This window comes from Streptococcus mitis (assembly GCF_001281025.1).
GTDB classification, from domain to species: domain Bacteria; phylum Bacillota; class Bacilli; order Lactobacillales; family Streptococcaceae; genus Streptococcus; species Streptococcus mitis_AK.
This window is the reverse complement of the sequence record NZ_CP012646.1, coordinates 1,471,629-1,497,806: the sequence shown is the minus strand read 5'-3', so window position 1 is coordinate 1,497,806 and position 26,178 is coordinate 1,471,629. Positions and strand designations below refer to the sequence as shown.

Genomic DNA, 26,178 nt, shown 5'->3' with positions numbered 1-26,178 from the left:
CTATGTTAGATGTAGAAGTGATTCGCAAGGATTTTCCAATTTTAGACCAGATTGTTAATGATGAACCATTAGTCTATTTGGACAATGCTGCGACGACACAAAAACCACTGGCAGTTCTGGAGACGATTAACCGCTACTATGAGAACGACAATGCCAATGTTCATCGTGGGGTCCATACCTTGGCTGAGCGAGCAACAGCTTCTTATGAGGCGGCTCGTGAAACCATTCGTAAGTTTATCAATGCAAGGTCTACAAAGGAAGTTCTCTTTACTAGAGGAACGACAACCAGTCTGAACTGGGTAGCGCGCTTTGCAGAGGAAGCCTTGACTGAGGGAGACCAGGTTTTGATTTCTGTCATGGAACACCATTCCAACATCATTCCTTGGCAGGAAGCCTGCCGTAAAACTGGGGCAGAACTTGTTTATGTCTATCTCAATAATGGAGCTCTGGATATGGATGATTTTCGAACTAAATTGACTGATAAAGTCAAGTTTGTCTCCCTTGCTCACGCCTCAAATGTTCTTGGTGTAGTCAATCCGATCAAAGAAATCACCCAATTAGCCCATCAAGTTGGAGCCATCATGGTGGTGGATGGTGCTCAATCTACGCCTCATATGAAGATTGATGTCCGGGACTTGGATGTGGACTTCTTTGCCTTTTCAGGTCACAAGATGGCTGGTCCAACTGGTATTGGTGTTCTTTATGGTAAAGAAAAGTATCTGGAACAAATGTCACCAGTAGAATTTGGTGGTGAGATGATTGATTTTGTCTATGAGCAATCTGCTAGTTGGAAGGAATTGCCTTGGAAATTTGAGGCTGGAACACCAAATATGGCAGGTGCTATCGGACTGGCAGCAGCAGTGGATTATCTTGAAAAGATTGGTATGGATGCGATTGAAGCCCATGAACAGGAACTGATTGCATACGTCTATCCAAAACTGCAGGCGATTGAAGGATTGACTATTTACGGTTCGCAGGACTTGGCTCATCGTTCAGGTGTTATTGCCTTTAACCTAGGTGACCTTCATCCTCACGACCTTGCGACTGCTCTGGATTATGAAGGAGTGGCAGTTCGTGCGGGTCACCATTGTGCGCAACCTTTGCTCCAGTATTTGGATGTCCCAGCAACAGCTCGCGCAAGTTTTTATATTTACAATACCAAGGCAGATTGCGACAAGCTAGTCGATGCCTTACAAAAGACAAAGGAGTTTTTCAATGGCACTTTCTAAACTAGATAGCCTTTATATGGCAGTGGTAGCAGACCATTCGAAAAATCCACATCACCAAGGGAAGTTGGAAGATGCTGAGCAAATCAGTCTCAACAATCCGACCTGTGGAGATGTCATCAACCTCTCAGTCAAGTTTGATGCAGAGGGCCGTTTGGAAGATATTGCTTTTCTAAACTCAGGTTGTACCATCTCGACTGCCTCTGCAAGCATGATGACAGATGCAGTTTTAGGAAAAACCAAACAAGAAATTTTAGAGCTTGCGACTATTTTTTCTGAAATGGTTCAAGGCCAAAAAGATGACAGACAAGATAGTCTTGGAGACGCAGCCTTCTTATCAGGTGTTGCCAAATTTCCTCAACGTATCAAGTGTGCAACCCTAGCTTGGAACGCCCTGAAGAAAACAATTGAAAATCAAGAAAATCAGTAAGACAAGTTTCTTTTGTCTTATGAATCAGTAGAAATGAAGAATGAAAGAAAGGATATTATGGCTGAAGAAAGAGTAGAACCAAAACCAATTGACCTTGGTGAATATAAATTTGGTTTCCATGATGATGTAGAGCCTGTCCTATCGACAGGAAAAGGATTGAATGAAGATGTCATTCGTGAACTATCAGCTGCTAAGGGAGAACCTGAGTGGATGCTAGAATTCCGTTTGAAGTCTTATGAAACCTTCAAGAAAATGCCCATGCAAACTTGGGGAGCAGACTTGTCAGAGATTGATTTTGATGACTTGATCTACTACCAAAAACCATCTGACAAACCAGCTCGTTCATGGGATGAAGTTCCTGAAAAAATCAAAGAAACCTTTGAACGTATCGGTATTCCAGAAGCTGAACGTGCTTATCTAGCAGGTGCCTCTGCCCAGTATGAGTCAGAAGTGGTTTACCATAACATGAAGGAAGAGTTCCAGAAATTGGGGATTATCTTTACAGATACGGATTCTGCCCTCAAGGAATACCCAGACTTGTTTAAGCAATACTTTGCCAAGTTGGTACCACCGACTGATAACAAGTTGGCAGCTCTTAACTCGGCAGTGTGGTCAGGTGGAACCTTTATCTACGTACCAAAAGGGGTCAAGGTAGATATTCCTCTTCAAACTTACTTCCGTATCAACAACGAAAATACTGGTCAGTTTGAACGTACCTTGATTATCGTTGATGAAGGAGCAAGTGTCCATTATGTAGAAGGATGTACAGCGCCAACTTATTCAAGTAACAGCTTGCATGCTGCCATTGTAGAAATCTTTGCCTTGGATGGAGCTTATATGCGTTATACGACTATCCAAAACTGGTCTGATAACGTCTATAACTTGGTAACGAAACGTGCTAAAGCTCAAAAGGATGCCACTGTTGAGTGGATTGATGGAAACTTGGGTGCAAAAACAACCATGAAATACCCATCTGTTTACCTTGATGGAGAAGGGGCGCGTGGTACCATGCTCTCTATCGCTTTTGCCAATGCAGGGCAACACCAAGATACGGGTGCTAAGATGATCCACAATGCTCCACATACCAGCTCGTCTATTGTGTCTAAATCCATCGCTAAAGGCGGAGGAAAGGTTGACTACCGTGGACAGGTAACCTTTAACAAAAACTCTAAGAAGTCTGTTTCTCACATCGAGTGTGATACCATTATCATGGATGACTTATCAGCATCAGATACTATTCCGTTTAATGAAATTCACAACTCACAAGTCGCTTTGGAACACGAAGCTAAGGTATCTAAGATTTCAGAAGAGCAACTCTATTACCTCATGTGCCGTGGATTGTCAGAATCTGAAGCAACTGAGATGATTGTTATGGGATTTGTAGAACCATTTACAAAAGAGCTTCCAATGGAATATGCTGTTGAGCTGAACCGCTTGATCAGCTATGAAATGGAAGGATCAGTTGGGTAAAATTTGTTTTTATACTCTTCGAAAATCTCTTCAAACCACGTCAGCTTTATCTACAACCTCAAAGCGGTGCTTTGAGCAACCTGCGGCTAGCTTCCTAGTTTGTTCTTTGATTTTTATTGAGTATTAAATTTACTCAAAATCAAGGATTTTGAAGATGAACTTGTAATAAAAAAATCGCGGTTTAAAATCGCGATTTTTTTATAATTTTTCGTTGATGAAGCGGATAAACTGATTCCACCAAACTTTTAAGAAGAAGGCTTTTTCAACTTTCTTTTCTGCTACCATTTCAAAACTAGGACGCTCTGTGGTAATGTAACCTTGACCAATCAAGTCTGAGTCTTCATAAGTCAAATGTCCAACCACTGTTCCGGCTTCAAGTGGTGCTGGAATTGCCTTAGAATCAGGTGTGAATTGAATAGATTGGGAAGCTTGACTCCCAACACGTTCAATTAGAGTGATATCATCTTTGGCAACAGCAGTGACAGTATCTTCTTTTCCATCTTGTACAGGGGCTTTGCTATCTTGATAAGCATCACCTTTCTGAACGATTTTACGAAGTGTGAATGTAGAAGAGATATAATCCATTAGTGAAGATGTAGCTGTGAAGCGAGCGTAAGGATTATTGTCTTGATGATCTGCATTCAAAACAACTGTGATAACCCTCATCCCTTTTTCGACAGTAGTACCAACAAAAGATTCTCCAGCTTTGTCTGTTGTTCCTGTCTTAAGGCCATCAAAACCACCGCGATAAGCAGGCATGCCTTCTAACATGTAGTTGGTAGAAGTGATTGTCATCCCAGCAAAAGTAGATGAAGGTTTTTTAGTGATTTCTAAGACTTGTGGGTATTTTTTGATGAGGTTGCGAGCAACGATAGCGACATCATAAGCACTGAGCTTATTTTCATCATCTTTTTTAGAGCCCGGGTAAATGTTATCCCCTAGAGTCTCATTGTTAAGACCTGTTGTATTAACAACAGTGGCATCCTGAATTCCCCATTCCAAGAGTTTTGCCCGCATCATATCGACGAAATCTTTTTCTGAGCCAGCAATTTTCTCAGCTAGGGCGATAGCTGCACTGTTGGCACTAGATACCAGTGTTGCTTCAAGTAGCTGTTCAACGGTATAATTACGAGCTTCCATAGGAACGTTACTTGCTTCAGAATTTGTCGTTAATTTGTATGGATAATCAGAGATATCTACCGGAGTTGATAGTGTAATACTGCCGTTTTCCAAGGCTTCATAGACAAGATAAACAGTAATTAACTTTGTGATTGAAGCAATTTCAACTGGCTGGGTTGCATCTTTCTCATAGAGAATTTTACCAGTATTTGCCTCAACGGCAATTGCATGTTTAGCAGCAATATTAAAATCTTGAGCAGCAACAGTAGATGCTGAGCCAATAACGGAAAGGCTTAAAAGAGTTAAAATTATTTTTTTCATAGTAAGTTTATTCTATCATAAAGAAAAAAATATTCCCAGTTTCATGATATAAGAAAGAAGCTTTTTTGAAAGTGTGGTAAAATAGATGAATGGAGGTACCTCATGTTTCGTAAGAATAAATTATTTTTTTGGACCAGTGAGATTTTACTATTAACCATTATCTTTTATTTATGGAGAGAGATGGGAGCGATTATTACACCTTTTGTAAGCGTCGCAAACACTATAATGATTCCCTTTCTTTTAGGTGGTTTTTTATATTACTTGACCAATCCTATTGTAAATTTTTTACAAAAGTATTTCAAAATTAACCGTATCATTGGTATTCTACTAACCTTGTGTGCCTTGGTCTGGGGTATAGTTATTGGGGTCGTTTATCTTTTACCGATTTTGATTAATCAGCTGACAAGTTTGATTGCTACAAGTCAGACAATCTACAGTCGTCTGCAAGATTTGATTATCGATTTATCCACTTATCCAGCCTTTCAAAATTTAGATATTCAAGCGACTATTCAACAGTTAAATCTCTCTTATGTAGATATTCTACAGAATATCCTAAATAGTGTAACGAATAGTGTTGGAAGTGTCTTATCTGCGCTCTTTAGTACTGTTTTGATTATTATCATGACACCTGTATTTTTAATTTATTTTTTGTTAGATGGCCACAAATTCTTGCCGATGCTTGAGCGTACTGTTTTAAAGCGAGATAAGTTGCATATTACAGGTCTTTTAAAAAATTTGAATGCTACAATCGCTCGATATATTAGTGGAGTTGCCATTGATGCGATTATTATTGGTTGTTTGGCTTTTATCGGATATAGCGTAATCGGTTTGAAATACGCTTTGGTCTTCGCTATCTTTTCAGGATTAGCCAATCTCATTCCTTATGTAGGCCCAAGTATTGGTCTGATTCCGATGATTATCGCAAATGTCTTTACTGATCCCCATAGAATGCTGATTGCAGTTATTTATATGCTGATTATTCAACAAGTGGATGGAAATATCCTCTACCCTCGAATCGTTGGTGGAGTGATGAAAGTCCATCCAATTACGATTTTAGTATTACTTTTGTTATCAAGTAATATCTATGGTGTCATTGGTATGATTGTTGCAGTACCAACCTATTCTATCTTAAAAGAAATTTCTAAGTTTTTATCACGTTTGTATGAAAATCATAAAATAATGAAAGAACGAGAAAGACAATTAGCTAAGTAAAAGTCAGGATATTCCTGATTTTTCTTTTTCATTAAAGAAGTGATGGGAGTAGAAATACCGTTTAGATTAGCAGATTAAGAATAATTCACAAAAACTTTGTAAAACACTTGCAATTTAGCTGAAATTTGATAAAATAGTAAGGAAAGTTAGACTGTATTGCCTACTGTCTATCTATAAAATATATTTTATTGGAGGCTTTTACTCAAATGGCAAAAGAAAAATACGATCGTAGTAAACCACACGTTAACATTGGTACTATCGGACACGTTGACCACGGTAAAACTACCCTAACTGCAGCTATCACAACTGTTTTGGCACGTCGCTTGCCTTCATCAGTTAACCAACCTAAAGACTATGCGTCTATCGATGCTGCTCCAGAAGAACGCGAACGCGGTATCACTATCAACACTGCGCACGTTGAGTACGAAACTGAAAAACGTCACTACGCTCACATCGACGCTCCAGGACACGCGGACTACGTTAAAAACATGATCACTGGTGCCGCTCAAATGGACGGAGCTATCCTTGTAGTAGCTTCAACTGACGGACCAATGCCACAAACTCGTGAGCACATCCTTCTTTCACGTCAGGTTGGTGTTAAACACCTTATCGTCTTCATGAACAAAGTTGACTTGGTTGACGACGAAGAATTGCTTGAATTGGTTGAAATGGAAATCCGTGACCTATTGTCAGAATACGACTTCCCAGGTGACGATCTTCCAGTTATCCAAGGTTCAGCTCTTAAAGCTCTTGAAGGTGACACTAAATACGAAGACATCGTTATGGAATTGATGAACACAGTTGATGAGTACATCCCAGAACCAGAACGTGACACTGACAAACCATTGCTTCTTCCAGTCGAAGATGTATTCTCAATCACTGGACGTGGTACAGTTGCTTCAGGACGTATCGACCGTGGTATCGTTAAAGTCAACGACGAAATCGAAATCGTTGGTATCAAAGAAGAAACTCAAAAAGCAGTTGTTACTGGTGTTGAAATGTTCCGTAAACAACTTGACGAAGGTCTTGCCGGAGATAACGTAGGTGTCCTTCTTCGTGGTGTTCAACGTGATGAAATCGAACGTGGACAAGTTATCGCTAAACCAGGTTCAATCAACCCACACACTAAATTCAAAGGTGAAGTCTACATCCTTACTAAAGAAGAAGGTGGACGTCACACTCCATTCTTCAACAACTACCGTCCACAATTCTACTTCCGTACTACTGACGTTACAGGTTCAATCGAACTTCCAGCAGGTACTGAAATGGTAATGCCTGGTGATAACGTGACAATCGACGTTGAGTTGATCCACCCAATCGCCGTAGAACAAGGTACTACATTCTCTATCCGTGAGGGTGGACGTACTGTTGGTTCAGGTATGGTTACAGAAATCGAAGCTTAATTCGATTTAGTTCCCAGAAGAACAATTATTTAAGTCAGACACTAAAAGAATCTTGCTTTGCAAGGTTCTTTTTTTAAAAAAATAAAAAGATAGACCTGATAAAGTCCAGATCCATCTAATAAGTTATTTTCAAGTGACTAGTTCGCTCCAAACACTAACATTCGATATAGTAGAGGTTTCACCAGCTGGAACCCATTTGTTAGTTCCTAAGTATCTAACTTCTAGTTTACGAACATTTACTATGTAAGATGCTTTTAGCCTGATGTAACCATAAGTGTAGGGTGGTACGTTATGGGATACTGAGTGATTTAAACTAAGTCAAAATCCAGACTCAGGAGCAGAAAAGCTAACAGCTGCACTTAAAGTTAGGGTAGCTCCAGCTTTTCCACCATAAGCAGTTGAACTTAGAGATCCTGATGTAGCGCTGCTCTTATAAGAGTGAGAGGAGCTAGTTCTATAGTCTGCAACACCAGTTGCATTAGAACGAGTCTGATACGTAGATTTAGACTCTAAATAGGCGTCTCTAAGTTCAGTCGTATAAAATGACAATAACTCTCCTGTGTTGATATCTTTTACAACACGATTAGATACAATTTCATAATTTGTGCAAGGATAGACATCAGCAAAAACCGTAGATGTTGTGACTAAGAAAAATAGATTTGATAGAACAGAGAAAAACAATAATTTCAATTTAATCATAAAAAAATGTCTATTCTTCATGATCAAAAGATTATTTTTTCAATCCTTTGAAAGTCATAATGCAACCCGAAAGGATACTGAGAGTTCCTATAGGTCTCCAATATAGCTGCCAAAAGAATAAATTTATTCTTCCTTTCAGTGTCTCATCGGGTCCAGCATAATAGGGGTTGATGTGAAATAATAAAAAACCAAAACATAAAACTATGATTCCGGTTAAGAATAAAATGTCCTTATTTACTTTCCTCATAAAATCTCCTTTTATTTAATTTTAAGCGTTTTCTATTATTAGTATACGTCAAAAAAATAAAAAAACAAGTCTATTTATTTATTAATTTATATGGTATAATAAAATAGTTGGAGAGTTTTTTTACTACGAATCTTATGTAGTTTTACAAAAAAGAGGCTAGATAAAAACTCAATTTTAGGAGAAAATGAAGTAAAATTTCCCACAATAAAACGCATAATATCAAGGTTCAATACCTGATATTATGCGTTTTTGATTTTAAAGACTTTTTGCCCAGCCTCAATGAGGGCTTTATTTTACATAGAGTTCTTGATTTTTTAGGACAATTTCTCGTACACTTGCAAACTTCTTAAGTTTTTTGATTTCTTCTGGATGAGTGACGAGAGTGATAACATAGCCGTCTTTACCCATACGGCCAGTACGTCCAGCACGGTGAGTGTAGGTTTCAATATCTCTAGGAACATCAAAGTTTACGACGCATTCTAGGCTATCGATATCAATTCCACGAGCCAAAAGGTCAGTTGCAAGGAGTAGGGTTAGTTGCTTATCTTTAAATTTTTCTAAGATGACTTTTCTAAATTTGACATTAACATCACTAGCGAGGGAAACAGCCAAGATATCACGATACTGTAATTTTTCTTCTGCACTTCCAAGGTCTGATAGGCTGTTAAAGAAGACCAGACCACGGAAATCCTCAACATGAGCCAGTTTTCGTAGCATATCCACTCGGTGACGTTGATCTACCTGCATATAGAAATGTTGGATGTTGTCCAATTTTTGGTCAGAAAGATCAATGGTACGTGTGTTAGGCGCAATCTTTTCTTGGTCAAACTTGGTCGTCGCACTCATGTAGATGAGTTGGTGGTCACGCGGTGCGTAGTGAGTGATTTTCTCAACAAAATGAATTTGAGAATCATCAAGCAATTGGTCAAATTCATCCAGGATGATGGTTTCTACGTTCATCATCTTGATTTTTTTCAATTTAATCAGTTCAAAGATACGGCCAGGGGTTCCAATCAGAATTTCTGGTCCTTTTTTTAGGCGTTCAATCTGTCGTTTCTGACTCGAACCTGATAAGAAGAGTTGGGCAGTTAAGCCGATAGCTTCAGCCCAAGTCTTAGTTACCTCAAAAATCTGTCCTGCAAGTTCAGTATTAGGTGCCAGAATAAGTAATTGTTGGGCTTTTTTCTTTTGTAGTCTGAGAAGACTTGGTAGAAGGTAAGCTAGGGTCTTACCAGTTCCTGTTGGGCTCACTCCTAGGAGATTTTCTCCAGCAAGAATGGGCCCAAATAGTTGAGTTTGAATGGGGGTGAATTCTTGAAAACCGAGTTGGTCACTCAGTTCTTGCCATTCAGTAGGTAGTTTGGTTTTCATTTTTCTGCCTCGAATCTAATGCCAGCAGTCTGGCGCATAGTATATAGTAGCTCATGAACTGAACTTGCATCTTCCAGCCAAGTTTGGTAGAGATTTAGATCTGGTTGCTGGATCATGTGTGCAAATGCAGCGACTTCCTCAGTCATCGTATGAGGAGCCTGTTGGATAGGGAGTTGGACTTGATTGCCTTGATGGTCGGTAAAAATAGCCGAGCTGACATGTTCGATGGTGTTGAGCGTCAGGGTTCCATCTGTCGTATAAATCTCGCAAGCGAGATTGGAAGTGATGTTTTTCCCGGCCTTGATATGAACTTGAAAGTCAGGATAGAAGAGAATTCCGTCTCCATTTAGGTCAATGCTATTGTCAAGCTGTTGAGCCTGATAGGTTGCGTCCTGAGCCTTTCCAAAGAGGCGAACGGCAGCGTAGAGAGGATAAATCCCCAAATCCATAAGCGCTCCACCAGCAAAACGATCTGAAAAGACATTTGGTGTCTCCCCAGCCAACAAGTTAGGCATTTTGGAAGAATACTTGGCATAGTTGAAATCTGCTCCCAAAATTTGTTTGTCTGCTAAAAAGTTTTTGATGATAGTGAAAGCTTTTTCATGGTAGTTCCGTGCCGCTTCGAATATAAAACAGTGATTTTTCTCAGCGGTATGTCTCAAATCTAGCCATTCTTGTGGCTGAGTGACGGCTGGCTTTTCAAGAATGACATGTTTACCTGCAGACAATGTAGCTTTTGCCTGAGCAAAATGCAAGGAGTTTGGGCTAGCAATATAGACCACATCAAAGGAGTTCTTGAAGAAGTCCTCTACTTTATCAAAGAGTTGGATATTCTGGTAGCGAGAAGCAAAGGTTGCTGCAGTTTCTAGTTTTCTAGAATAGACTGCGACCAGCTTGTATTCTCCACTGGAATGGGCTGCTTCTATGAAGTGGTGGCTAATAGCCCCTGTTCCGATGACACCTAATTTAAGCATAGTTACTCCTTTTCCGATTTCAAATCCTTCTTTCATTATAACATAGATAGACGGGACTATCCAACAGAGGGTAAAAAATTTCAAATAAGCTACTAGGTCTTTTCCAAAGAAAGTGGTACAATAATGAGATGAGTAAATGAAATGGGAGGGAAAATGAGGTTATTACCTATAAGAAAAATATCACGTCAGTCTAAGAGGCTAGCGCTTTTTTTGACTTTTTGTGCAGGTTATGTAGATGCCTATACGTTTATTGTGCGAGGGAATACTCTTGTAGCTGGACAAACTGGGAATGTCGTCTTTCTTTCAGTAGGTCTGATTCAACACAATGTGTCAGATGCCAGTGCCAAAGTAATGACCTTACTAGCTTTTATGATGGGGGTCTTTTTATTAACTGTTTATAAGGAAAAATTGAGAATTGTGAAAAAGCCCATTCTGTCATTGATTCCTTTGGCAATCTTATCAATCATTATTGGTTTTGTGCCGCAAACTGTAGATAATATCTATCTAGTACCGCCATTAGCCTTTTGTATGGGCTTGGTGACAACTGCTTTTGGTGAGGTTTCGGGTATTGCCTACAATAATGCCTTTATGACAGGGAATATCAAACGAACCATGCTGGCTTTTGGAGATTATTTTCGGACCAAGCACACTCCTTTTTTACGTGAAGGGATTATCTTTGTTAGCCTACTTAGTAGTTTTGTCCTTGGCGTTGTCTTTTCATCTTATTTGACGATTTTCTATCATGAAAAGACCATTCTTGGTGTTCCTATTATGATGAGTATTTTTTACCTCAGCATGCTTTTTGCCTCTTGGCAGAAAAAAGTAAAAGAAAAAGCTTCATTTTAGGTGTTATTACTTGTAAGAAAATAGGAGATATGCTATACTTGAAGAGTTGACTATGCACGATCCTGTGCAACCGCACGAACATCGTTGCTTGATTATTCAAGTTTAAGTGGTTCGTCCCACGATGCTAGGCGAGTCTTCACAAAAAAACCGGGGAAACCCATAAAAATCATAGGAGGTGCATAATGAGCACATACGCAATTATCAAAACTGGCGGAAAACAAGTTAAAGTTGAAGTTGGTCAAGCAGTTTACGTTGAAAAATTGAACGTTGAAGCTGGTCAAGAAGTTACTTTTAACGAAGTTGTTCTTGTTGGTGGTGAAAACACTGTTGTCGGAACTCCACTTGTTGCTGGAGCTACTGTAGTTGGAACTGTTGAAAAACAAGGAAAACAAAAGAAAGTTGTTACTTACAAGTACAAACCTAAAAAAGGTAGCCACCGTAAACAAGGTCACCGTCAACCATATACAAAAGTTGTCATCAACGCAATCAACGCTTAATTTTAAGGAGAACACATGATACAGGCAGTCTTTGAGAGAGCCGAAGATGGCGAGCTGAGGAGTGCGGAAATTACTGGACACGCCGAGAGTGGCGAATACGGCTTAGATGTCGTGTGTGCATCGGTTTCTACGCTTGCCATTAACTTTATCAATTCTATTGAGAAATTTGCAGGCTATGAACCAATCCTAGAATTAAACGAAGATGAAGGTGGCTATCTGATGGTTGAAATTCCAAAAGATCTTCCTTCACACCAGAGAGAAATGACCCAGTTATTCTTTGAATCATTTTTCTTAGGTATGGCAAACTTATCGGAGAACTCTTCAGAGTTCGTCCAAACCAGAGTTATCACAGAAAACTAACACGGAGGAAAACATTATGTTAAAAATGACTCTTAACAACTTGCAACTTTTCGCCCACAAAAAAGGTGGAGGTTCTACATCAAACGGACGTGATTCACAAGCGAAACGTCTTGGAGCTAAGGCAGCTGACGGACAAACTGTAACAGGTGGATCAATCCTTTACCGTCAACGTGGTACACACATCTACCCAGGTGTAAACGTTGGACGTGGTGGAGACGATACTTTGTTCGCTAAAGTTGAAGGCGTAGTACGCTTTGAACGTAAAGGACGCGATAAAAAACAAGTTTCTGTTTACCCAATCGCTAAATAAAAAGGTCCAGTGAACCTTTTTATTCCGAGCCTTGAAATATAAAGGCGAGGAAGCTAGAAGTAGCATAAACTAAGGCTTTCCGAGTTTTCGGAGAGCCTGTTTTTTGTTTTGGTACCCATATTTTAAAATCCTATATAAGAAGCGAACTTGTCGGCTACTTTGTCTGTTGTTGAAAAATTATAATCTAGTAGAATTTTTACAGTAATGAATGTTATAAGGGAATAAGATATTGTAAAAATTGCTACGATTTGATATAATAATTTTATCTTAGTAAGCTAGCAGAAATATGGAAAGGATGTAAACCTGTATGAAAAAAATTATCACCATAATAGTCTGTTCAATCTCTTTTCTTGTTCTATCTGCTTGTGTCAGTAAGAAAAAACTTATTCTTCCTGAACCTGAAAGTATTTCTGTAATTTCTCTGCAGAAAAAAACCTCTGAAGATGTTAAAACTATCGACAAGAGAGAAGAAATTTCAAAATTGATTGAGGAGATACAGAAACAGTCCAAATCTACCTCTTTGGAGAGTGTAAATGATCAACCGACAAATGTTAAAGATTACATCATTATCAAGTTTTATCATCAGAATGAAGAAAAGGATAGTGTAGTCTATCTATATACTAAGAAGAAAAGACAGTATATTGAGCAACCTTATGCTGGTATTTGGCAAGTAAATCCAGATATAGCCAATAGGATTGAAGAGATTTTTTCTAGTTGATTTATAGGGAAAAAGAAAATTTTAGAGTCTTTTCTTGAATCATATTATAAACGGTAAATCAAAAAGATTTGCTGTTTTTATTTGTTTGAACCAAAATGAGGACTGAAAAAAGACATTATTCTAATTCTTGGATTGGGATGTTAGAGTCTTCATTGAGTCTTGAAAATTTCCATACTTTTTTCCTTTTTGGAAAACTTCTAAAATATGGTATAATGAAAAGATAAAGAAGTTGGGGGTAGAAGATGAATATTCAACAATTACGCTATGTTGTTGCCATCGCGAATAGCGGTACTTTCCGTGAAGCTGCTGAAAAGATGTATGTCAGCCAGCCAAGTCTGTCTATTTCTGTTCGTGATTTGGAAAAAGAGTTGGGCTTTAAGATTTTCCGTCGGACCAGCTCAGGGACTTTCTTGACTCGTCGTGGTATGGAATTCTATGAAAAAGCGCAAGAATTGGTTAAAGGATTTGATATTTTTCAAAATCAGTATGCCAATCCTGAGGAAGAAAAAGATGAATTTTCAATTGCTAGTCAGCACTATGACTTCTTGCCACCAACCATTACGGCCTTTTCAGAGCGCTATCCTGACTATAAAAACTTCCGTATTTTTGAATCAACTACTGTTCAAATATTAGATGAAGTTGCTCAAGGGCATAGTGAGATTGGGATTATCTACCTTAACAATCAAAATAAAAAAGGGATCATGCAACGGGTTGAAAAGCTAGGTCTGGAGGTCATTGAATTGATTCCCTTTCATACCCATATTTATCTTCGTGAGGGGCATCCTTTGGCTCAGAAAGAGGAATTGGTCATGGAGGATTTAGCAGATCTACCAACGGTTCGTTTCACTCAAGAGAAAGATGAGTACCTTTATTATTCAGAGAACTTTGTCGATACCAGTGCTAGTTCACAGATGTTTAATGTGACAGACCGTGCTACCTTGAATGGTATTTTGGAGCGGACGGACGCCTATGCGACAGGTTCTGGATTTTTAGATAGTGACAGTGTTAATGGTATTACAGTTATTCGTCTCAAGGACGACCTGGATAATCACATGGTCTATGTTAAACGTGAAGAAGTGGAGCTTAGTCAGGCTGGAACTCTTTTCGTAGAAGTCATGCAAGAATATTTTGATCAGAAGAGGAAATCATGAAAAAAAGAGGAATAGTGGCAGTCATTGTACTGCTTTTGATTGGGCTGGATCAGTTGGTCAAATCCTATATCGTCCAGCAGATTCCACTGGGTGAAGTGCGCTCCTGGATTCCCAATTTCGTTAGCTTGACCTACCTGCAAAATCGAGGGGCAGCCTTTTCAATGCTACAAGACCAGCAGTGGTTATTTGCTATCATTACACTTGTCGTTATGGTAGGTGCCATTTGGTATCTACATAAGCACATGGAGGACTCACTCTGGATGGTCTTGGGTTTGACCTTGATTATCGCAGGTGGTCTTGGGAACTTTATTGACAGGATCAGTCAGGGCTTTGTTGTGGATATGTTTCACCTTGACTTTATCAACTTTGCAATTTTCAATGTGGCAGATAGCTATCTGACGGTTGGAGTGATTATTTTATTGATTGCAATGCTAAAAGAGGAAATAAATGGAAATTAAAATTGAAACTGGTGGCCTGCGTTTAGATAAGGCTTTGTCGGATTTGACAGAATTATCACGCAGTCTCGCGAATGAACAAATCAAATCAGGCCAGGTCTTGGTCAATGGCCAAGTCAAGAAAGCTAAATACACTGTCCAAGAGGGCGATATCGTCACTTACCATGTGCCAGAACCAGAGGTCTTAGAGTATGTGGCTGAGAATCTTCCACTAGAAATCATCTACCAAGATGAGGATGTGGCTGTCGTTAACAAACCTCAGGGGATGGTTGTGCATCCGAGTGCTGGTCATATTAGTGGAACTCTGGTAAATGCCCTTATGTATCATATTAAGGACTTGTCGGGTATCAATGGGGTTCTGCGTCCAGGCATTGTTCACCGTATTGATAAGGATACGTCAGGCCTTCTCATGATTGCTAAAAACGATGAGGCGCATCTAGCACTTGCCCAAGAACTCAAGGATAAAAAGTCTCTCCGCAAATATTGGGCGATTGTTCATGGAAATCTGCCTAATGATCGTGGTGTCATCGAAGCGCCGATTGGCCGGAGTGAAAAAGACCGTAAGAAACAGGCTGTGACTGCTAAAGGCAAGCCTGCAGTGACCCGTTTCCACGTCTTAGAACGCTTTGGTGATTATAGCTTAGTGGAGCTGCAGCTGGAAACAGGCCGCACCCATCAAATCCGTGTTCACATGGCTTATATCGGCCATCCAGTCGCTGGGGATGAGGTCTATGGTCCTCGCAAGACTTTGAAAGGACATGGACAATTTCTCCATGCCAAGACTCTAGGCTTTACCCATCCGAGAACAGGTGAGATTTTGGAATTTACAGCAGATATCCCAGAGATTTTTAAGAAAACATTGGAGAGATTGAGAAAGTAAGAATGAAAAAGAAATTAACTAGTTTAGCACTTGCAGGCGCTTTTTTAGGTTTGTCATGGTATGGAAATGTTCAAGCTCAAGAAAGTTCAGGAAATAAAATCCACTTTATAAATGTTCAAGAAGGTGGCAGTGATGCGATTATTCTTGAAAGCAATGGACATTTTGCCATGGTGGATACAGGAGAAGATTATGATTTCCCAGATGGAAGTGATTCTCGTTATCCATGGAGAGAAGGAATTGAAACGTCTTATAAGCATGTTCTGACAGACCGTGTCTTTCGTCGTTTGAAGGAATTGGGTGTCCAAAAACTTGATTTTATTTTAGTGACCCATACCCACAGTGATCATATTGGAAATGTTGATGAATTACTTTCTACCTACCCAGTTGACCGAGTCTATCTTAAAAAATATAGTGATAATCGTATTACTAATTCTGAACGTCTATGGGATAATCTGTATGGCTATGATAAGGTTTTACAGACTGCCGCTGAAAAAGGTGTTTCAGTTATTCAAAATATCACACAAGGGGATGCTCATTTTCAGTTTGGAGACATGGATATTCAACTCTATAACTATGAAAATGAAACTGATTCATCAGGTGAATTAAAGAAAATTTGGGATGACAATTCCAATTCCTTGATTAGCGTGGTGAAAGTCAATGGTAAGAAAATTTACCTTGGGGGCGACTTAGATAATGTTCATGGAGCAGAAGACAAGTATGGTCCTCTCATTGGAAAAGTTGATTTGATGAAGTTTAACCATCACCGTGATACCAATAAATCAAACACCAAGGATTTCATTAAACATTTGAGTCCGAGTTTGATTGTTCAAACCTCGGATAGTTTACCTTGGAAAAATGGTGTTGATAGTGAGTATGTTAATTGGCTCAAAGAACGAGGAATTGAGAGAATCAACGCAGCCAGCAAAGACTATGATGCAACAGTTTTTGATATTCGACAAGATGGTTTAGTAAACATTTCAACTTCCTACAAGCCGATTCCAAGTTTTCAAGATGGTTGGCATAAGAGTGCATATGGGAATTGGTGGTATCAAGCACCTGATTCTACAGGAGAGTATGCAGTAGGTTGGAATGAAATCGAAGGTGAATGGTATTACTTTAACCAAACGGGTATCTTGTTACAGAATCAATGGAAAAAATGGAACAATCATTGGTTCTATTTGACAGACTCTGGTGCTTCTGCTAAAAATTGGAAGAAAATTGATGGAATCTGGTATTATTTCAACAAAGAAAATCAGATGGAAATTGGTTGGGTAAATACTGGAAGTCAGAACTATTATTTATCAAACGATGGCTCTATGAAGACAGGTTGGCTTCAATATAAGGGGCAATGGTATTACTTTGCTCAATCAGGAGAAATGAAAACGGGTTGGGTAAAAGATAAAGAAACCTGGTACTATATGGATTCTACTGGTATCATGAAGACAGGCGAGATAGAAGTTGCTGGTCATCATTACTATCTAGAAGATTCAGGAGCTATGAAGCAAGGTTGGCTTAAAAAGGCAAATGCTTGGTATTTCTACAAGGAAGATGGTTCACGAGCTGTTGGTTGGATTAAAAACAAGGATAAATGGTACTTCTTGAAAGAAAATGGTCAATTGCTTGTGAACGGTAAGACACCAGAAGGCTATACTGTTGATTCAAGTGGTGCCTGGTTAGTGGATGTTCCGGTCGAGAAATCTGTTACAACTAAAGTCACAAGTCATTCAGAAATAAAAGAATCCAAAGAAGTAGTGAAAAAAGATCTTGAAAGTAAAGAAATTAGACAGAATGAAGGTGTTACAAGCGCTTCAACTAGTCAAGATTTGACTTCTTCAACTTCACAAAGCTCTGAGACGAGTACAAATAAATCGGAATCAGAACAGTAGTAAAAAAGAAGGTTTTAGGGCCTTCTTTTTCCTATCAACTCTTTTCTATTTTATGCTATTCATGTTATAATGGATAAATATGAAGAATCGGAGTGAGACTATGAAATACAAACGGATCGTCTTTAAGGTGGGGACTTCTTCTCTGACAAATGAGGATGGAAGTTTATCACGTAGTAAGGTAAAGGCTATTACCCAGCAGTTGGCTATGTTGCACGAGGCGGGTCATGAGTTGATTTTGGTGTCGTCGGGAGCCATTGCTGCCGGTTTTGGAGCCTTAGGATTTAAAAAGCGTCCGACTAAGATTGCTGATAAACAGGCTTCAGCAGCGGTAGGGCAAGGGCTTTTGTTGGAAGAATACACGACCAATCTTCTCTTGCGCCAAATCGTTTCTGCACAAATTTTGCTGACCCAGGATGACTTTGTGGATAAGCGCCGTTATAAAAATGCCCATCAGGCTTTGTCGGTTCTACTTAGCCGTGGAGCGATTCCTATCATAAACGAGAATGACAGTGTCGTCATTGATGAGCTCAAGGTCGGGGACAATGACACTCTAAGTGCCCAGGTAGCGGCCATGGTCCAAGCAGACCTTTTGGTCCTCTTGACAGATGTAGACGGTCTCTATACAGGAAATCCTAATTCAGATCCAACAGCCAAACGCTTGGAGAGAATTGAGACCATCAATCGTGAGATTATTGATATGGCCGGTGGAGCAGGTTCTTCAAACGGAACTGGGGGCATGTTAACCAAAATCAAAGCTGCAACTATCGCGACAGAATCAGGAGTTCCTGTTTATATCTGCTCATCCTTGAAGTCAGATGCCATGATTGAGGCAGCTGAGGAGACCAAGGATGGTTCCTACTTTGTTGCTCAAGAGAAGGGACTTCGTACCCAGAAACAATGGCTGGCCTTTTATGCTCAGAGTCAAGGTTCTATTTGGGTCGATAGAGGGGCTGCAGAAGCTCTCTCCCAACATGGAAAGAGTCTTCTTTTATCTGGTATTGTTGACGCAGAAGGAGCCTTTTCTTACGGTGATATCGTGACAGTATTTGACAAGGAAAGTGGAAAATCACTTGGAAAAGGACGCGTGCAATTTGGAGCATCTGCTTTGGAGGATATGTTGCGTTCTCAAAAAGCCAAGGGTATCTTGATTCACCGTGATGACTGGATTTCCATTACTCCTGAAATCCAACTACTCTTTACAGAATTTTAGAGGTAAACTATGGTAAGTACACAAGAACAATTTGAACAGGTACAGGCTGTTAAAAAATCAATCAACACAGCTAGTGAAGAGGTGAAAAACCAAGCCTTGCTAGCCATGGTTGATCACTTAGTGGCTGCTACAGAGGAAATTTTAGCAGCCAATGCCCTTGATATGGAAGCTGCTAAGGGTAAAATCTCAGATGTGATGCTGGATCGTCTTTATTTGGATGCAAGTCGTATAGAAGCGATGGCAACTGGGATTCGTGAAGTGGTTGCTTTACCAGATCCAATCGGTGAAGTCTTAGAAACCAATCAGCTTGAAAATGGTTTGGTTATCACAAAGAAACGTGTGGCTATGGGGGTTATTGGTATTATCTATGAAAGCCGTCCAAATGTGACGTCTGACGCGGCTGCTTTGGCTCTCAAGAGTGGGAATGCGGTTGTTCTTCGTAGTGGGAAGGATGCCTATCAAACAGCCCATGCTATTGTCACAGCCATCAAGAAGGGCTTGGAGACGACCACTATTCACCCAGATGTGATTCAACTGGTGGAAGATACCAGCCGTGAAAGCAGCTATGCTATGATGAAGGCCAAGGGCTATCTAGACCTTCTCATTCCTCGTGGAGGGGCTGGCTTGATTAATGCCGTGGTTGAAAATGCTATCGTACCTGTTATCGAGACAGGAACTGGGATTGTCCATGTCTATGTGGATAAGGATGCAGATGAAGACAAAGCTCTGTCTATCATCAACAATGCTAAAACCAGTCGTCCTTCTGTTTGTAATGCCATGGAGGTTCTGCTGGTTCATGAAGACAAGGTAGCAAGTTTCCTTCCTCGCTTGGAGCAAGTGCTGGTTGCGAATCGAAAAGAAGCTGGTCTGGAACCAATTCAATTCCGCTTGGATAGTAAAGCAAGTCAGTTTGTTTCAGGTCAAGTAGCTGAAGCTCAAGACTTTGACACCGAGTTTTTAGATTATGTCCTAGCTGTTAAGGTTGTGAGCAGTTTAGAAGAAGCGGTTGCCCATATTGAGGCTCACAGTACCCATCATTCGGATGCCATTGTGACGGAAAATGCTGAAGCAGCAGCTTACTTTACAGATCAAGTGGACTCTGCAGCGGTTTATGTCAATGCCTCAACTCGTTTCACAGATGGTGGCCAATTTGGTCTGGGTTGTGAAATGGGAATTTCTACTCAGAAATTGCACGCGCGTGGTCCAATGGGCTTGAAAGAGTTGACCAGCTACAAGTATGTGGTTGCTGGTGATGGGCAGATAAGGGAGTAAGAGATGAAGATTGGATTTATCGGTTTGGGGAATATGGGGGCTAGTCTGGCTAAGGCTGTTTTGCAGGCAAAGACGGGTGATGACCTTCTCCTTGCCAATCGTAGTCAAGGCAAGGTAGATGCTTTCATTGCAGACTTTGGCGGTCAGGCTTCTAGTAATGAAGAAATATTCGCAGAAGCAGATGTGATTTTTCTAGGTGTTAAGCCAGCTCAGTTTTCTGAACTGCTTTCTCAATACCAGACCATACTTGAAAAACGAGCAAGTCTTCTTTTGATTTCGATGGCAGCTGGATTGACTTTAGAAAAACTAGCAAGTCTTATCCCAAGTCAACACCGAATTATTCGTATGATGCCAAATACCCCTGCTTCTATTGGTCAAGGAGTGATTAGTTATGCCTTGTCTTCTAATTGCAGGGCTGAGGACAGTGAACTCTTTTGTCAGCTTTTAGCCAAGGCTGGTCTCTTGGTTGAACTAGGAGAAGGTTTAATAGACGCAGCGACAGGTCTTGCAGGCTGTGGACCGGCCTTTGTCTATCTCTTTATCGAAGCCTTGGCAGATGCAGGGGTTCAGACGGGATTGCCACGAGAAACGGCATTGAAAATGGCGGCTCAAACTGTGGTAGGTGCTGGACAATTGGTTCTAGAAGGCCAAGAGCATCCTGGGGTCTTGAAAGACCAAGTTTGTAGCCCGGGCGGTTCGACTATAGCTGGTGTAGCAAGCCTAGAAGCGCATGCTTTTCGAGGAACGGTCATGGATGCAGTTCATAAAGCCTACAAACGAACACAAGAATTAGGTAAATAAGAGGTGGCTTTGACTGCCTCTTTTATGGTGGTTGAAATGAGAAGACAAAAAGATTGTCACAAACCCCTATTTTTTTGATAGAATAGAAGTAGTAAAAAAGAAATGAGTTAGACATGTCAAAAGGATTTTTAGTCTCTCTTGAGGGACCAGAGGGAGCAGGAAAGACCAGTGTTTTAGAGGCTCTGCTACCAATTTTAGAGGAAAAAGGGGTAGAGGTGCTGACGACCCGTGAACCAGGAGGTGTCTTGATAGGAGAGAAGATTCGGGAAGTGATTTTGGACCCAAGTTATACTCAGATGGATGCGAAGACAGAGTTACTTCTTTATATTGCCAGTCGCAGACAGCATTTGGTGGAAAAAGTTCTTCCAGCCCTTGAAGCTGGTAAGTTGGTCATTATGGACCGTTTCATCGATAGTTCTCTTGCCTATCAGGGATTTGGTCGTGGCTTGGACATTGAAGCCATTGACTGGCTTAACCAGTTTGCGACAGATGGCCTCAAACCCGATTTGACACTCTATTTTGACATCGAGGTGGAAGAAGGGCTGGCTCGTATTGCTGCTAATAGCAATCGCGAGGTCAATCGTTTGGACTTAGAAGGGTTGGACTTGCACAAAAAAGTTCGTCAAGGTTACCTTTCTCTTCTGGACAAAGAAGGAAGTCGTATTGTTAAGATTGATGCTAGTTTTCCTTTGGAGCAAGTTTTGGAAACTACCAAGGCTGTCTTGTTTGATAGAATGGGATTAGCTAAATGAAACAAGATCAACTAAAGGCTTGGCAGCCAGATCAGTTTGACCGCTTTGTCCGTATCCTAGAACAAGACCAGCTCAATCATGCCTACCTCTTTTCAGGTTTCTTTGGAAGCTTGGAAATGGCGCAATTTTTAGCTAAGGGCCTCTTTTGTACAGATAAAGTAGGTGTTTTACCATGTGAGAAATGCCGAAATTGTAAGCTGATTGAGCAGGGAGAATTTCCCGATGTCACTTTGATTAAGCCAGTAAATCAGGTCATCAAGACAGAACGCATTCGAGAATTGGTGGGTCAGTTTTCCCAAGCAGGGATTGAAAGCCAGCAACAGGTTTTTATTATCGAGCAAGCGGAAAAGATGCATCCCAATGCAGCCAATTCTCTGCTCAAGGTCATCGAAGAACCCCAGAGTGAGGTTTACATTTTCTTCTTGACCAGCGATGAGGAGAAGATTTTACCTACAATCCGAAGTCGGACGCAAATTTTTCACTTTAAAAAGCAAGAAGAGAAGCTGATCTTGCTCTTAGAACAAATGGGACTGGTTAAGAAAAAAGCGACTCTCCTAGCTCAGTTTAGTCAATCGCGAGCTGAAGCAGAAAAGTTGGCTAATCAGGCAAGTTTTTGGACTTTGGTCGATGAAAGTGAACGCCTGCTGACTTGGTTAGTAGCTAAGAAAAAAGAAAGTTATCTGCAGGTTGCTAAATTAGCCAACTTGGCAGATGACAAGGAAAAACAAGATCAGGTTTTACGGATTCTTGAAGTTCTATGTGGACAAGATATCCTACAAGCAAGAGTTAGAGTGATTCTACAAGATTTGCTAGAAGCTAGAAAAATGTGGCAAGCTAATGTCAGCTTTCAAAATGCCATGGAATATTTGATCTTGAAAGAAATATAAACTCAAAAATGAATGATAAAGAAAGGAAAGGGCTGTTTTATGGACAAAAAAGAATTATTTGACGCGCTAGATGATTTTTCCCAACAGTTATTGGTAACCTTGGCCGATGTGGAAGCCATCAAGAAAAATCTCAAGAGCCTAGTAGAAGAAAATACAGCTCTTCGCTTGGAAAATAGTAAGTTGCGCGAACGCTTGGGTGAGGTGGAAGCAGACGCTCCCGTCAAGGCTAAACATGTTCGCGAAAGTGTCCGTCGCATTTACCGTGATGGATTTCACGTATGTAATGATTTTTATGGACAACGTCGAGAGCAGGACGAGGAATGTATGTTCTGTGATGAGTTGTTATACAGGGAGTAGGCATGCAAATTCAAAAAAGTTTTAAGGGGCAGTCTCCCTACGGCAAGCTGTACCTAGTGGCAACGCCGATTGGCAATCTAGATGATATGACCTTTCGAGCTATTCAGACCTTGAAAGAGGTGGCCTGGATTGCTGCTGAGGACACGCGTAATACAGGACTTCTGCTCAAGCATTTTGACATTTCTACAAAGCAGATCAGTTTTCATGAGCACAATGCCAAGGAAAAGATTCCTGATTTGATTAGTTTCCTGAAAGCAGGGCAAAGTATTGCTCAGGTATCGGATGCAGGTTTGCCAAGCATCTCAGACCCTGGTCATGATTTGGTTAAGGCAGCTATTGAGGAAGATATTGCTGTTGTCACAGTTCCAGGTGCCTCTGCAGGAATTTCTGCCTTGATCGCTAGTGGTTTAGCGCCACAGCCACATATCTTTTACGGCTTTTTACCGAGAAAATCAGGTCAGCAGAAGCAATTTTTTGACTCGAAAAAAGACTATCCAGAAACCCAGATTTTCTATGAATCGCCTCATCGTGTGGCAGATACGTTAGAAAATATGCTAGAAGTCTACGGTGATCGCTCGGTCGTCTTGGTTAGGGAATTGACCAAAATCTATGAAGAATACCAAAGAGGTACCATTTCTGAATTGCTGGAAAGCATTACTGAAACGCCACTCAAGGGAGAATGCCTTCTCATCGTTGAAGGTGCCAGTCAGGATGTGGAAGAAAAAGACGAGGAGGACTTGTTTTCAGAAATACAAGTACGCATCCAGCAAGGCATGAAGAAAAATCAAGCTATCAAGGAAGTCGCTAAGATTTACCAGTGGAATAAAAGCCAGCTCTACGCTGCTTACCACGACTGGGAAGAAAATCAAGAAAATGACTAAACAGGGAAGTTTGCCTTCTTCCCTTTTTTTGTTATACTAGTAGAAGAAAAAATAGAAAGATTTGTGGGAGTGAAAAAGTCCTGTGGACTTTTTCAGCCTGAGCCAGGAAATTCGAAAGCGAAGTAAGTCCTGTGGACTTTTTCAGCCTGAGCCAGGAAATTCGAAAGCGAAGTAAGTCCTGTGGACTTTTTCAGCCTGAGCCAAGAAACTCGAAAACTCTTAAGTTTGATTGGCTTTTTCAATGTGAACCTTGTCTTCACACTCCCAAAGAGGTATTAGTGTCGTGTCTCAATCTTATATCAATGTTATCGGTGCTGGTTTGGCAGGGTCAGAAGCAGCCTACCAAATCGCAGAGCGTGGTATTCCAGTTAAACTTTATGAAATGCGTGGTGTCAAGTCAACACCTCAACACAAAACAGATAATTTTGCTGAATTGGTTTGTTCCAATTCCTTACGTGGGGATGCCTTGACAAATGCAGTGGGTCTCCTCAAGGAAGAAATGCGTCGCTTGGGTTCTGTTATTTTGGAATCTGCTGAGGCTACACGTGTTCCAGCAGGAGGGGCGCTTGCGGTGGACCGTGATGGTTTCTCTCAGATGGTAACTGAGAAAGTAGCCAACCACCCCTTGATTGAAGTAGTGCGTGATGAAATTACAGAATTGCCGACAGATGTTATTACGGTTGTCGCTACTGGTCCTTTGACAAGCGATGCCTTGGCTGAAAAGATTCATGCCCTTAATGACGGCGATGGTTTCTATTTCTACGATGCGGCAGCGCCTATTATCGATGTCAACACCATCGATATGAGCAAGGTCTATCTCAAGTCTCGTTATGATAAGGGGGAAGCGGCCTACCTCAACGCTCCCATGACCAAACAAGAATTTATGAATTTCCACGAAGCCTTGGTCAATGCGGAAGAAGCGCCGCTGAATTCTTTTGAAAAAGAAAAGTATTTTGAGGGCTGTATGCCTATCGAAGTCATGGCCAAACGTGGTATTAAAACCATGCTTTATGGTCCGATGAAACCAGTTGGCCTTGAGTATCCGGACGACTACACAGGACCTCGTGATGGAGAATTTAAAACACCTTATGCGGTGGTTCAGCTGCGTCAGGACAATGCGGCTGGTAGCCTCTACAATATCGTTGGTTTCCAGACTCACCTCAAATGGGGAGAACAAAAGCGAGTCTTCCAAATGATTCCAGGTCTTGAAAATGCTGAGTTTGTTCGTTATGGTGTTATGCACCGCAATTCTTACATGGATTCACCGAATCTTCTTGAGCAGACCTACCGGTCTAAGAAACAACCAAATCTCTTCTTTGCTGGTCAGATGACGGGTGTGGAAGGCTATGTTGAGTCAGCGGCTTCAGGCTTGGTTGCGGGAATTAACGCGGCTCGTCTCTTCAAGGGAGAAAGTGAGGCTATTTTCCCAGAGACGACAGCGATTGGAAGTCTGGCTCATTACATCACTCATGCCGACAGCAAACATTTCCAACCAATGAATGTCAATTTTGGAATCATCAAGGAGTTGGAAGGCGAACGTATCCGTGATAAGAAGGCTCGTTATGAAAAAATTGCAGAGCGTGCTCTTAACGATTTAGAGGAATTTTTAACGGTCTAATTTTTTTGAAAGAATTGCTCATGATACTATAAAAATCTTAGAAATTGTGATAAAATAGGTAGGATAAAAGAAGGAGAGTGAAAATGGCGAATCCCAAGTATAAACGTATTTTAATCAAGTTATCAGGTGAAGCCCTTGCCGGTGAACGTGGCGTAGGGATTGATATCCAAACAGTTCAAACAATCGCAAAAGAGATTCAAGAAGTTCATAGCTTAGGTATCGAAATTGCCCTTGTTATTGGTGGAGGAAATCTCTGGCGTGGAGAACCTGCAGCAGAAGCAGGTATGGACCGCGTTCAGGCAGATTACACAGGAATGCTTGGGACTGTTATGAATGCTCTTGTGATGGCAGATTCATTGCAACAAGTTGGGGTTGATACACGTGTGCAAACAGCTATTGCTATGCAACAAGTGGCAGAGCCTTACGTACGTGGACGTGCCCTTCGTCATCTTGAAAAAGGCCGTATCGTTATCTTTGGTGCCGGAATTGGTTCACCTTACTTCTCAACAGATACAACAGCGGCCCTTCGTGCAGCTGAAATCGAAGCAGATGCTATTCTTATGGCTAAAAACGGTGTCGATGGTGTTTACAATGCCGATCCTAAGAAAGACAAGACAGCCGTTAAGTTTGAAGAATTGACCCACCGTGACGTTATCAATAAAGGTCTTCGTATCATGGACTCAACAGCTTCAACCCTCTCAATGGATAATGACATTGACTTGGTTGTCTTCAACATGAACCAATCAGGTAACATCAAACGTGTCGTATTTGGTGAAAATATCGGAACTACAGTTTCAAATAATATCGAAGAAAAGGAATAAGAAA

The 26,178-nt window shown here is 40.7% G+C and carries 27 protein-coding genes, 1 pseudogene and 1 other annotated feature; of the genes and pseudogenes, 23 read left to right on the top strand and 5 right to left on the bottom strand.

Features of this window, described 5'->3' with window-relative positions; genetic code table 11:
* Window positions 1-2 precede the first annotated feature (2 nt).
* The 3 genes from RN80_RS07320 to sufB are packed head-to-tail and all read left to right on the top strand — an operon-like array spanning window position 3 to window position 3,126.
* Window positions 3-1,229, top strand: a complete 1,227-nt coding sequence (locus RN80_RS07320) for a cysteine desulfurase (RefSeq protein ID WP_060628495.1) — start codon at window positions 3-5, stop codon at window positions 1,227-1,229.
* Window positions 1,216-1,656 (top strand): Fe-S cluster assembly sulfur transfer protein SufU, encoded by a 441-nt coding sequence (sufU, locus tag RN80_RS07315; RefSeq protein WP_060628494.1) that lies wholly within the window; start codon window positions 1,216-1,218, stop codon window positions 1,654-1,656. The genes RN80_RS07320 and sufU overlap by 14 nt, the downstream gene beginning before the upstream one ends.
* Window positions 1,657-1,713: 57 nt before the next feature.
* The gene (gene sufB / locus RN80_RS07310) at window positions 1,714-3,126 is read left to right on the top strand and encodes a Fe-S cluster assembly protein SufB (RefSeq protein WP_060628493.1); all 1,413 of its coding nucleotides are present in this window, start codon (window positions 1,714-1,716) and stop codon (window positions 3,124-3,126) included.
* Between the two features lie 198 nt (window positions 3,127-3,324).
* On the opposite strand, the gene pbp3 is transcribed toward sufB, so the two are convergent.
* Entirely contained in the window at window positions 3,325-4,566 is a 1,242-nt protein-coding gene (pbp3, locus tag RN80_RS07300) for a D-alanyl-D-alanine carboxypeptidase PBP3 (RefSeq protein ID WP_060628492.1), read from the bottom strand.
* A 102-nt stretch (window positions 4,567-4,668) separates the two neighbouring features.
* Here pbp3 and RN80_RS07295 point away from each other — a divergent pair, with 102 nt between their 5' ends.
* Complete coding sequence (locus RN80_RS07295) at window positions 4,669-5,778, top strand: AI-2E family transporter (RefSeq protein WP_045611429.1); 1,110 nt, start codon at window positions 4,669-4,671, stop codon at window positions 5,776-5,778.
* 206 nt (window positions 5,779-5,984) lie between these two features.
* Window positions 5,985-7,181, top strand: a complete 1,197-nt coding sequence (gene tuf, locus RN80_RS07290) for an elongation factor Tu (RefSeq protein WP_001040726.1) — start codon at window positions 5,985-5,987, stop codon at window positions 7,179-7,181.
* 318 nt (window positions 7,182-7,499) lie between these two features.
* On the opposite strand, the gene RN80_RS07285 is transcribed toward tuf, so the two are convergent.
* The 3 genes from RN80_RS07285 to RN80_RS07270 form a co-directional block, all read right to left on the bottom strand.
* Window positions 7,500-7,880 carry a hypothetical protein gene (locus tag RN80_RS07285; RefSeq protein ID WP_223330095.1) on the bottom strand — a complete coding sequence of 127 codons (381 nt, stop codon included), beginning with the start codon at window positions 7,878-7,880 and terminating at the stop codon, window positions 7,500-7,502.
* A 535-nt stretch (window positions 7,881-8,415) separates the two neighbouring features.
* Window positions 8,416-9,498, bottom strand: coding sequence for a DEAD/DEAH box helicase (locus RN80_RS07275; protein ID WP_060628491.1), 1,083 nt, complete (start codon window positions 9,496-9,498; stop codon window positions 8,416-8,418).
* Window positions 9,495-10,472, bottom strand: a complete 978-nt coding sequence (locus RN80_RS07270; RefSeq protein ID WP_060628490.1) for a Gfo/Idh/MocA family protein — start codon at window positions 10,470-10,472, stop codon at window positions 9,495-9,497. The genes RN80_RS07275 and RN80_RS07270 overlap by 4 nt, the downstream gene beginning before the upstream one ends.
* A 141-nt stretch (window positions 10,473-10,613) precedes the next feature.
* Between RN80_RS07270 and RN80_RS07265 the strand changes: the two genes are divergently transcribed.
* From RN80_RS07265 to RN80_RS07245, 5 genes are all read left to right on the top strand, one after another.
* Window positions 10,614-11,318 (top strand): YoaK family protein, encoded by a 705-nt coding sequence (locus RN80_RS07265; protein WP_080998523.1) that lies wholly within the window; start codon window positions 10,614-10,616, stop codon window positions 11,316-11,318.
* Between the two features lie 58 nt (window positions 11,319-11,376).
* Window positions 11,377-11,464: a sequence feature (ribosomal protein L21 leader region), on the top strand.
* Window positions 11,465-11,500: 36 nt separating this feature from the next.
* Complete coding sequence (gene rplU / locus RN80_RS07260; protein ID WP_000109141.1) at window positions 11,501-11,815, top strand: 50S ribosomal protein L21; 315 nt, start codon at window positions 11,501-11,503, stop codon at window positions 11,813-11,815.
* A 15-nt stretch (window positions 11,816-11,830) separates the two neighbouring features.
* The gene (locus tag RN80_RS07255; protein ID WP_000613699.1) at window positions 11,831-12,175 is read left to right on the top strand and encodes a ribosomal-processing cysteine protease Prp; all 345 of its coding nucleotides are present in this window, start codon (window positions 11,831-11,833) and stop codon (window positions 12,173-12,175) included.
* A gap of 16 nt (window positions 12,176-12,191) precedes the next feature.
* Window positions 12,192-12,485 carry a 50S ribosomal protein L27 gene (gene rpmA, locus RN80_RS07250; protein WP_000916509.1) on the top strand — a complete coding sequence of 98 codons (294 nt, stop codon included), beginning with the start codon at window positions 12,192-12,194 and terminating at the stop codon, window positions 12,483-12,485.
* Window positions 12,486-12,792: 307 nt separating this feature from the next.
* The gene (locus RN80_RS07245) at window positions 12,793-13,203 is read left to right on the top strand and encodes a DUF5301 domain-containing protein (protein ID WP_060628488.1); all 411 of its coding nucleotides are present in this window, start codon (window positions 12,793-12,795) and stop codon (window positions 13,201-13,203) included.
* 175 nt (window positions 13,204-13,378) lie between these two features.
* On the opposite strand, the pseudogene RN80_RS10140 reads toward RN80_RS07245, so the two are convergent.
* Window positions 13,379-13,453, bottom strand: a pseudogene (locus RN80_RS10140) (AraC family transcriptional regulator); the annotation flags it as partial.
* Between RN80_RS10140 and RN80_RS07240 the strand changes: the two are divergent.
* The 13 genes from RN80_RS07240 (at window position 13,446) to pyrH (ending at window position 26,174) form a co-directional block, all read left to right on the top strand.
* Window positions 13,446-14,354 (top strand): LysR family transcriptional regulator, encoded by a 909-nt coding sequence (locus RN80_RS07240; RefSeq protein WP_001025692.1) that lies wholly within the window; start codon window positions 13,446-13,448, stop codon window positions 14,352-14,354. The pseudogene RN80_RS10140 and the gene RN80_RS07240 overlap by 8 nt on opposite strands.
* On the top strand, window positions 14,351-14,812 hold the full coding sequence (gene lspA / locus RN80_RS07235; RefSeq protein ID WP_000745688.1) for a signal peptidase II: 462 nt from the start codon (window positions 14,351-14,353) through the stop codon (window positions 14,810-14,812). The genes RN80_RS07240 and lspA overlap by 4 nt, the downstream gene beginning before the upstream one ends.
* Window positions 14,802-15,689, top strand: coding sequence for an RluA family pseudouridine synthase (locus tag RN80_RS07230; protein ID WP_060628487.1), 888 nt, complete (start codon window positions 14,802-14,804; stop codon window positions 15,687-15,689). Before lspA ends, RN80_RS07230 begins: the two co-directional genes overlap by 11 nt.
* A gap of 2 nt (window positions 15,690-15,691) precedes the next feature.
* On the top strand, window positions 15,692-17,575 hold the full coding sequence (gene cbpE / locus RN80_RS07225; RefSeq protein ID WP_060628486.1) for a phosphorylcholine esterase CbpE: 1,884 nt from the start codon (window positions 15,692-15,694) through the stop codon (window positions 17,573-17,575).
* A gap of 100 nt (window positions 17,576-17,675) precedes the next feature.
* Window positions 17,676-18,785: a glutamate 5-kinase gene (gene proB, locus RN80_RS07220; RefSeq protein ID WP_060628485.1), complete on the top strand. Its 1,110-nt coding sequence runs from the start codon at window positions 17,676-17,678 to the stop codon at window positions 18,783-18,785.
* 9 nt (window positions 18,786-18,794) lie between these two features.
* Window positions 18,795-20,057: a glutamate-5-semialdehyde dehydrogenase gene (locus RN80_RS07215; protein ID WP_060628484.1), complete on the top strand. Its 1,263-nt coding sequence runs from the start codon at window positions 18,795-18,797 to the stop codon at window positions 20,055-20,057.
* Window positions 20,058-20,060: 3 nt separating this feature from the next.
* Window positions 20,061-20,858: a pyrroline-5-carboxylate reductase gene (gene proC / locus RN80_RS07210; protein WP_045611449.1), complete on the top strand. Its 798-nt coding sequence runs from the start codon at window positions 20,061-20,063 to the stop codon at window positions 20,856-20,858.
* A gap of 113 nt (window positions 20,859-20,971) precedes the next feature.
* The gene (gene tmk, locus RN80_RS07205; RefSeq protein ID WP_060628483.1) at window positions 20,972-21,610 is read left to right on the top strand and encodes a dTMP kinase; all 639 of its coding nucleotides are present in this window, start codon (window positions 20,972-20,974) and stop codon (window positions 21,608-21,610) included.
* Window positions 21,607-22,497: a DNA polymerase III subunit delta' gene (locus tag RN80_RS07200; RefSeq protein ID WP_060628482.1), complete on the top strand. Its 891-nt coding sequence runs from the start codon at window positions 21,607-21,609 to the stop codon at window positions 22,495-22,497. The genes tmk and RN80_RS07200 overlap by 4 nt, the downstream gene beginning before the upstream one ends.
* A 39-nt stretch (window positions 22,498-22,536) precedes the next feature.
* Entirely contained in the window at window positions 22,537-22,854 is a 318-nt protein-coding gene (yabA, locus tag RN80_RS07195; protein WP_000358228.1) for a DNA replication initiation control protein YabA, read from the top strand.
* Between the two features lie 2 nt (window positions 22,855-22,856).
* Entirely contained in the window at window positions 22,857-23,735 is an 879-nt protein-coding gene (rsmI, locus tag RN80_RS07190) for a 16S rRNA (cytidine(1402)-2'-O)-methyltransferase (protein ID WP_060628481.1), read from the top strand.
* A gap of 283 nt (window positions 23,736-24,018) precedes the next feature.
* Window positions 24,019-25,353: a methylenetetrahydrofolate--tRNA-(uracil(54)-C(5))-methyltransferase (FADH(2)-oxidizing) TrmFO gene (gene trmFO / locus RN80_RS07185; RefSeq protein ID WP_000083714.1), complete on the top strand. Its 1,335-nt coding sequence runs from the start codon at window positions 24,019-24,021 to the stop codon at window positions 25,351-25,353.
* Between the two features lie 83 nt (window positions 25,354-25,436).
* Window positions 25,437-26,174 (top strand): UMP kinase, encoded by a 738-nt coding sequence (gene pyrH / locus RN80_RS07180; RefSeq protein ID WP_000002997.1) that lies wholly within the window; start codon window positions 25,437-25,439, stop codon window positions 26,172-26,174.
* Window positions 26,175-26,178: the final 4 nt, after the last annotated feature.